The organism is Litorilinea aerophila, from assembly GCF_006569185.2.
In the GTDB taxonomy this organism is placed as follows: domain Bacteria; phylum Chloroflexota; class Anaerolineae; order Caldilineales; family Caldilineaceae; genus Litorilinea; species Litorilinea aerophila.
Window position 1 is genome coordinate 78033 of the sequence record NZ_VIGC02000027.1, and the last position, 7196, is coordinate 85228.

Annotated in this window: 5 protein-coding genes and 1 pseudogene; all 6 read right to left on the minus strand. The window is 64.4% G+C overall.

Annotated elements, in window-relative coordinates:
* Window positions 1–173 precede the first annotated feature (173 nt).
* Entirely contained in the window at window positions 174–557 is a 384-nt protein-coding gene (gene rnpM, locus FKZ61_RS18350; protein WP_141611596.1) for an RNase P modulator RnpM, read from the minus strand.
* Between the two features lie 98 nt (window positions 558–655).
* On the minus strand, window positions 656–2410 hold the full coding sequence (gene nusA / locus FKZ61_RS18355) for a transcription termination factor NusA (RefSeq protein ID WP_141611597.1): 1755 nt from the start codon (window positions 2408–2410) through the stop codon (window positions 656–658).
* A gap of 665 nt (window positions 2411–3075) precedes the next feature.
* Complete coding sequence (locus tag FKZ61_RS18360; RefSeq protein WP_170199973.1) at window positions 3076–3942, minus strand: phosphate ABC transporter substrate-binding protein; 867 nt, start codon at window positions 3940–3942, stop codon at window positions 3076–3078.
* 90 nt (window positions 3943–4032) lie between these two features.
* The gene (uppP, locus tag FKZ61_RS18365) at window positions 4033–4857 is read right to left on the minus strand and encodes an undecaprenyl-diphosphatase UppP (RefSeq protein ID WP_141611599.1); all 825 of its coding nucleotides are present in this window, start codon (window positions 4855–4857) and stop codon (window positions 4033–4035) included.
* A 58-nt stretch (window positions 4858–4915) separates the two neighbouring features.
* A complete protein-coding gene (gene tgt / locus FKZ61_RS18370) occupies window positions 4916–6058 on the minus strand; it encodes a tRNA guanosine(34) transglycosylase Tgt (RefSeq protein WP_229964313.1) in 1143 nt (380 codons plus the stop codon).
* A 669-nt stretch (window positions 6059–6727) separates the two neighbouring features.
* Window positions 6728–7196, minus strand: a pseudogene (locus FKZ61_RS18375) (hypothetical protein); the annotation flags it as partial.

Below are 7196 nucleotides of genomic sequence, written 5' to 3' on the forward strand. Positions count from 1 at the left end.
GGCCGATGAAATCGACGGAGTGAAATCGACGTGGTGAAATCGACGAAGAAATGAGTCCGATCACCCAATCGTCATGACGATTCTCCCCGTTCCCCCTGGCCTGCCCGAAGCGCGTTTGCGCCAGGTAACAGGCCCTGGTTCCTTCCCGCCCTGCGCCACAGCGTTATCCGTGGTCATGGTCGTGGATGTGATACATGTGTCTCTGCCGTAGATTTGACCTCATGATGCTCATCGGCCGCCTGGTCCGCTGCCGCGTTGAGGGGCAGGGTGGCCATGTAGGCGGCCAGTTGTTGCCGGTTTGCCTCGCTGATACGGGTGCGCAACGCCTGTTCCAGCCGGTTACTGCGCAGGGCCGCCTGCCAGCACTCCTGGTACGGGTGCAGATAGGCGCCCCGCCCTGAGCGTTTGCCGGTGGGATCCACCTCCACGCCCTGCTCGGTGCGGACCAGCCGGACAAGCGCTCGCTTGCCCGCGACCTGGCGGCAGGCGATGCAGGTTCGCTGTGGAACGTGTTTGGGTCGATTTCCCTGGGTTTTACGCACCGTTTTCAGCCCCATGGCTCATGTCCCGTGGCATTCCTTACCTGCTCTGGTAACCCGGCCGGTGGCCCTGTGGACGGAACGATATCCCGCCCACAGGCGCCAGCCGTCCCGGGTTACAAATATTCGTCGTACTCGTCGTCTTCCACCAGGGGACGAGGCCGCTTTTTGCCCTTGGGCTTGCCTGCATCGGGCTTGCCCCCCTTCTTGGCCTTGGCCCGGGGCTTGCTCTTCTTTTTGCCCTTGGGCAGCTCTTCGTCATCCCAGAGATCATCATCCTCGTCGATGCCCGCCAGAAGCTCCGGTGGAATCTCAATCTCCTCAAAGTTGAAGTCCACATTCTTGCGGGCACGCAACATGTCCGCGGTGATGACTTCGGGCAGTTCGTCCACCCGGGTGACATCGGCCGGCAGGCCCTCCGGAGGCAAGCCATCGTCTTCTTCGTCGGCCTCTGCCAAAGGCCCGGCCAGCTCCCCGATGGGGGGCTCCTCGGGCGGCAACTCCGGCCATTCCACCGCCGGCGTCTCCTGTTCCAGGGCGGGCGTCTCGGGGCTCTCTTCCTCGACAGGCCAGAAGTCGTCGAAGGACTTGGGCGCCTCCAGGGGCAGATCGGGCATCTCCACAGGCGGCAGCAGGGACCCTTCTTCCTCGGCCTCGGCCCGGCGGGCTTCCATCTCCTCCAGGGCCTTGGCGGCCTTGCTGAAGAGGTCCTCGGTGCTGGGCGCCTGTTCGCTCTGCTGCAGGAAGCGTTCGGCCATGCTCAGCAGGTCGTCGGACCGGCGGTTCTTGGCCTGCTCGGCGATGAGGCGATCCAGGCCCTCTTCCATGGCCTCGCTTTCGCTTTTGATGTCGATGCGCCAGCCGGTTAGCTTGGCAGCCAGGCGGGCGTTCTGGCCCTCTTTGCCGATGGCCAGGCTGAGCTGGCGGTCGGGTACCACCACGATGGCCGTCTTGATGGGGCCGCTGTCGTCCAGGAGGACGCTGTTGACTTTGGCCGGGCTGAGGGCGTTGGCGATGTAGGTGGCCGTGTCCGGGCTCCATTCCACCACGTCGATCTTTTCGCCGGCCAGCTCGTTGACGATGTTCTGGATACGCAGGCCCCGCATGCCCACGCAGCTGCCCACCGGGTCGACCCCGGGCACGGTGGCGATGACGGCAGCCTTGCTGCGGGCGCCGGGCTCCCGGGCGATGGCCTTGATCTCCACCACCCCATCCCGCACCTCGGGAATCTCCTGTTCCATCAGGCGGCGCAGCAGGTTGCGGTGGGTGCGGCTCAGCTTGATGACCGGCCCCCGGGTGCTCTTGTGGACGTCCACGATGTAGACCTTCACGTAGTCGCCCCGCCGCAGGCGCTCGCCGGGAATCTGCTCTTCCCGCAGCAGGATGGACTCGTGCTTTTCGTCCAACATGACCGTCACCGCTCCGGAGGCATTGTCGGTGCTGCGAACCTGAGCGTTGATCACTTCGCCGACCCGGTGGGCGAAGTTTTCAAAGACGGTGTCCCGCTCGGCTTCGCGGATGCGCTGCAGGATCACCTGCTTGGCTGCCTGCGCGGCAATGCGGCCAAAGTCCGCCGGCTGGGTGGGGACCCGGATGATGTCGCCCAGTTGGGCGTCCGGCTTGATGCGGCGTGCCTCTTCCAGGGTGATTTCGGTGCGAGGGTTGAGAACCTCTTCCACCACTTCCCGCTCGGCATAAACCCGCATTTCGCCCGTCAGCCGGTCCACTTCCGACGTGACATTGGCGATCGATCCGTAATTTCGCTTATAGGCCGAGATCAACGCTGCTTCAATTGCCTCGAAGATGACCTCCCGATCGAGGCCTTTATCGGATGCAACCTGGTTGATACCAGCAATCAAAGCTTTCGACATGGTTTTGATCTACACTCCTCGCCACCAAAAAACTCCGCTCACTTTCCCCTGCTGCAAGCCTGCCGGGCCGCTGACGGCCCTGGAAACGATGGATTCACTTGTACAGACAGGCCCCAGAGAGGGCGATGAGTCAACCGCTAGTAAATCCCGGCGAAAACCCACCAGCCAACACAAATCCAACAAACCGAACCGCCAGGGCGCAACCGTTCTTTGCAGGGGCTGCGCGAAAAGATCCCATACAACAAGAAAAGTGGGGGTCACCCACTTTCGCCAAACAACCCTGAGTTGAGACAAGCTGCTGCGACCGACGACCCCGCTGGAGGGCGACTTCTCCACTGCCTGGGCGACGACTGGGGAAGGTGACGCTTTCGCGTGCTATGCCAGTCCCATGTCGGTCCCCACATGACAGTGGGCCGCAACTCTCACAGCCCCAGTATAGCACAAGGGTGAAAATTCAGCAAATGATGCTCCTGCCAAAACACCGCAGAGAATGCGGAGTTTTCCTCTGGGGCCTTTTGAAATCCGAACCTTTCCAGGTGCATGCACTTTGGACGAGTGAAGGGGCGGCGGTGAAGCGCAGCAGTAGGGACGAATCATGATTCGTCCCGCCTACGACATGGCACCCGTTTCCGTAGGGGCGGGCACGGGGACCCGCCCGTCATCGCTCAGCGTACCGGCAGGTGGAAGCGACCTACGATTTCCTGGCCGGCGGGGCTGAGCACGAAGTCCACAAACTGGCGCACATTGCCCCGGGGTTCCCCGCGGCTGACCAGGTACAGGGGCTGCAACAAGGGATAGCTCTGATCCCGCAGGCTGGTTGGGGTGGGCCAGACACCATCGATGGGCAAGACCCGAAGCGGCCGGAGGGTGGCAGGGGTGGGCGTCTCCACGGCTTCGGGCGTTCCGCTGCCAGGCTCGCCGGGCGCCGGCACATAGGCCAGGGAGACGTAGCCGATGGCCTGGGGCGTCTTGGCCACGAACTCCACCACGTCCTGGCTGGTGGGCATCACCACGGCCGTCAGCGACACGGGCTCGTCGCCCATCACCCGCTCTTCGAACGCACGGCGGGTGCCGCTGCCGTCCTCCCGGCTTACCAACAGGATATCTCCGGGCGTTCCACCCACCTCCTGCCAGTCCAGGATGCGCCCGCTGTAGATCTCCTGGAGTTGAGTCATGGTCAGGCCTTCCACCCGGTTGCTGGGGTGCACCACCACGGCGATGCCGTCCAGGCCGATGGGGATGCGGGTCAGCCGGGACGCCGGCCTGGGAGAGGAGCCATTGCCCGGAGACTCCTGGGCCGGCCACAGGGTGCTGGCCGCCAGATCCACCTGCCCGGACGCCACCTGCTGTTCGCCCAGGGTGCTGCCCCCACCCCGGATCACGAACAGGGTACTGGGGTGTTGCTGGTTGAAGGCGGCGGTCAGGGCGCGCAAGACCGGATGCATGGCCGTGGCGCCGGCAATGGTGATCGTGGTGGGGCGAGGTGTCGCCACCGCTAGCTGGCTGCATGCGGTGAGCGTGGTGGCGGCCAAGATCCACAGCCCCCATCTCCACCAGCGGAAAGGCCTCCTCCAGCTTCGGTGTCTCTGTTCTGCCCGGCAGGCTGCGCTCATCTCCATGCTTCAGGCGAGGTTGAGTGCCAGAACCAGGAGCCCCAGCAGGCAGCAGTACACCGCAAAGATGTACAGGCTGCGGCTGCGCAGGTAGTTCAATAAAAAGCGAATGGCCAACACTCCGGTCACTGCGCTGGCCAGGAAGCCCACAGCCAGCGCAGGCAACTGGGCCTGAACCTGGGCCGGATTCACCGCCAGGCTGTCCATCAGCTGCAGCAGGCCGGCGCCCAAAAAGGCAGGCGTGCCCAACAAGAAGCTGAAGCGGGCCGCGTCGTCCCGCCGCAGACCCCGGGCCAGCCCGGCGGCGATGGTGGTGCCGCTGCGGCTGATGCCGGGCGCCAGGGCCAGGGCCTGGGCCAACCCGATGATCAGGCTATCCCCAAAGCGCAGCTGTTCCAGGCGAGAGAGGGTGACCAGCCGTTTCGCCAGCAGCTCGCTGGCCACCAGCACCAGGGCAGTGATCAGGAGAAAGCCAGCGGCTGCTGTCGGACTGGCGAAGAGAGCCTCCAGAGGATCCTTGAGGAGCAGGCCGGTGACGGCCGCGGGGATGCTGCCCACCACGATAAACCACCCCAGGCGGGCATGGAAATCGGCCAGGGAGCGTCGGACCAGGCTGGTCAGCACGGCCAGGAAAATCAGCCAGAAGTCCCGCCAGAAGATGATCAGGATGGCCAGCAAGGTGCCCCAGTGGAGGACCGTGTCAAAGAGCAGGGATTCGGGCTGCCACCCCAGCAGCCAGGGCACAATGACCAGGTGGCCGCTGCTGCTGACGGGGATAAACTCGGTGGCGCCCTGGACAACGCCCAGGATGATGGCCCGGATGATTTCGCTCAACCTGTCGCCTCACTTTCGTCTTGCACTCTTCGATTTAGGATCCACAGGTGAATCCACCTCAGCCGCGCATGGCCTGGATACGTCGCTGGCGTTGCTCGTGGCGCACCTGCTGATTGCTGATCTGATACCGCTCCAGGAAGGCCGCCCGGAAATCGGCAAAGGTGCCGGCCGCGATGGCGGCCCGGATCTGGCGCATGAGTTCCATGAGGAAGTAAACGTTGTGGATGGTGCCCAGGCGCAGCGCGCTGATCTCCCCTGCCTTGTAGAGGTGGCGCAAGTAGGCCCGGCTGAAGGTCCGGCAGGTGTAACAGCCACAGTCTTCTTGCACTGGACGGGGATCTTCGGCGAAGCGCGCGTTGCGCAGATTGATGCGACCTTCCGGCGTGAGCAGGGAGCCGTTGCGGGCGATCCGGGTGGGCAGCACACAGTCGAACAGGTCCACGCCCCGGGCCACGGCCTCCACGATGTCCTCCGGCGCGCCTACGCCCATGAGGTAGCGGGGCTTCTCCTGCGGCAGGGCCGGGCAGGTCTCGTCCAGGGTGGCGTACATCTGCTCTTTGGTCTCGCCCACGGCCAGGCCGCCGATGGCGTAGCCGTGGAAGTCCAGCTGGGTGAGGAAAGCCGCACTCTCCTGGCGCAGGTCGGGGAAGATCCCCCCCTGGACGATGCCGAAGAGGGCCTGATCCGGGCGGGTATGGCTGGCCTTGCACCGCTCTGCCCAGCGGTGGGTGCGGTCCAGCGCCTGGCGGTTATAGGCCCGGTCCAGGGGATCGGGGCATTCGTCGAGGACCATGGCGATATCCGGCCCCAAAGCCTGCTCGATCTCCATGACCATTTCGGGCGTAAAGCGGTGCAGGCTGCCATCGATATGGCTGCGGAAGGTCACGCCGTCGTCGTCCAGCTGGCGCTGGTCGGCCAGGCTGAAGACCTGATAGCCGCCCGAGTCGGTCAGGATGGGGCCGTCCCACGCCATGAAACGATGGAGGCCGCCCAGCTTCTGGATGAGACGGTGCCCTGGCCGCAGGTAGAGGTGGTAGGTATTGGCCAGGATGATCTGGCAGCCCAGCTCGTGGAGATCCCGGGGTTCCAGGGTCTTGACGTTGGCCTGGGTGCCCACCGGGGCGAAGGCAGGCATCTGGATGGCGCCATGGGGCGTGTGGTAGGTCGCCAGCCGAGCTGCCCCATCGGTTCGATGGAGCACAAAGGAAAAGGGAGCCCCCGAATTGGCTGAGCGCGGGGGCCCGGATTCTGGATGGGAGGGCGTCTGAACCATGAACTCGTGTCTTTTCTGCGCCGGGCCAGCAGGTTTGGGATCGGCGCAATAAACCGCTACAAACAGGCTGATCTCAATCCAAACCGCCGCAGGCGCTGATGGCCGTGCTACGGCTTGGATGCAGCCTATTGTTCATGGCTTTGGGGAATCCGTCAAGAATGGGGAGGGGAAAAGGGGCGCATGGCACCAGGAAGCCGGCATTCTCTGGCGCCTGGTGATGGCAACGTCGGGCGGGCACGAAGGCCCGCCCCTACAGGAAATGGGTGCCCCACGGTAGGCGCAGCTCGTAGCTGCGCAGCCGTCGTCGTCCCTTCACCTGTCCGGACCTGGCGAAATCGTGCGGCCAGAGGCCGCACCTACGGCAAGGGTCGTCCCGTCGTAGGCGCAGCTCGTAGCTGCGTATCCAGCGCCGTCCCTTCACCTGCCCGGGGCCAATCGGGGGGGCGAAAAATTTTTCGCCCCTACATCCTGTCCAGCGCTTCGTCGCCGTTTCTTCATCCCCCGGACCTAGCGACATCGGGCGGCTGGGAGCCGTCCCTACGACAAACCGGCGCTTCCCCGGCTGGCCAAACCGTGTGGCCACCGCCTGGACCTGCTTCAGGCTGCGTCATCCAGATCGTCGGGGACTTCCACCTCCTCGTCCACCAGATCCATGTCGTCCAGCTCTTCCGCCAGCTCATCGTCAGCCAGGGCGCTGCGGCTGCCGGCTTTGGTCGAGGTTTTCTTGGGGGCGGGGGTGGATTTGCCTTCATTGGCCTCTGTCCCCCCGGCGCGGGGCACCAGGTTGACAGGCAGCCCAAAGGCCTCCCGAATCTTGGCGTCGATCTCGGCCATGAGGTCCGGGTTTTCGGCCAGAAATTGCTTGGCATTCTCCCGACCCTGGCCCAGGCGGATGTCGCCATAGCTGTAGAAGCTGCCCCGCTTGGTGATGATATCCTGCTCCACGCCGAGGTCGATGAGGTCGCCTTCGGTGCTGATGCCCTCGTTGTACATGATGTCGAACTCGGCGACTTTGAAGGGGGGGGCGACCTTGTTCTTTTTGACGGTGACCCGGGTGCGGTTGCCG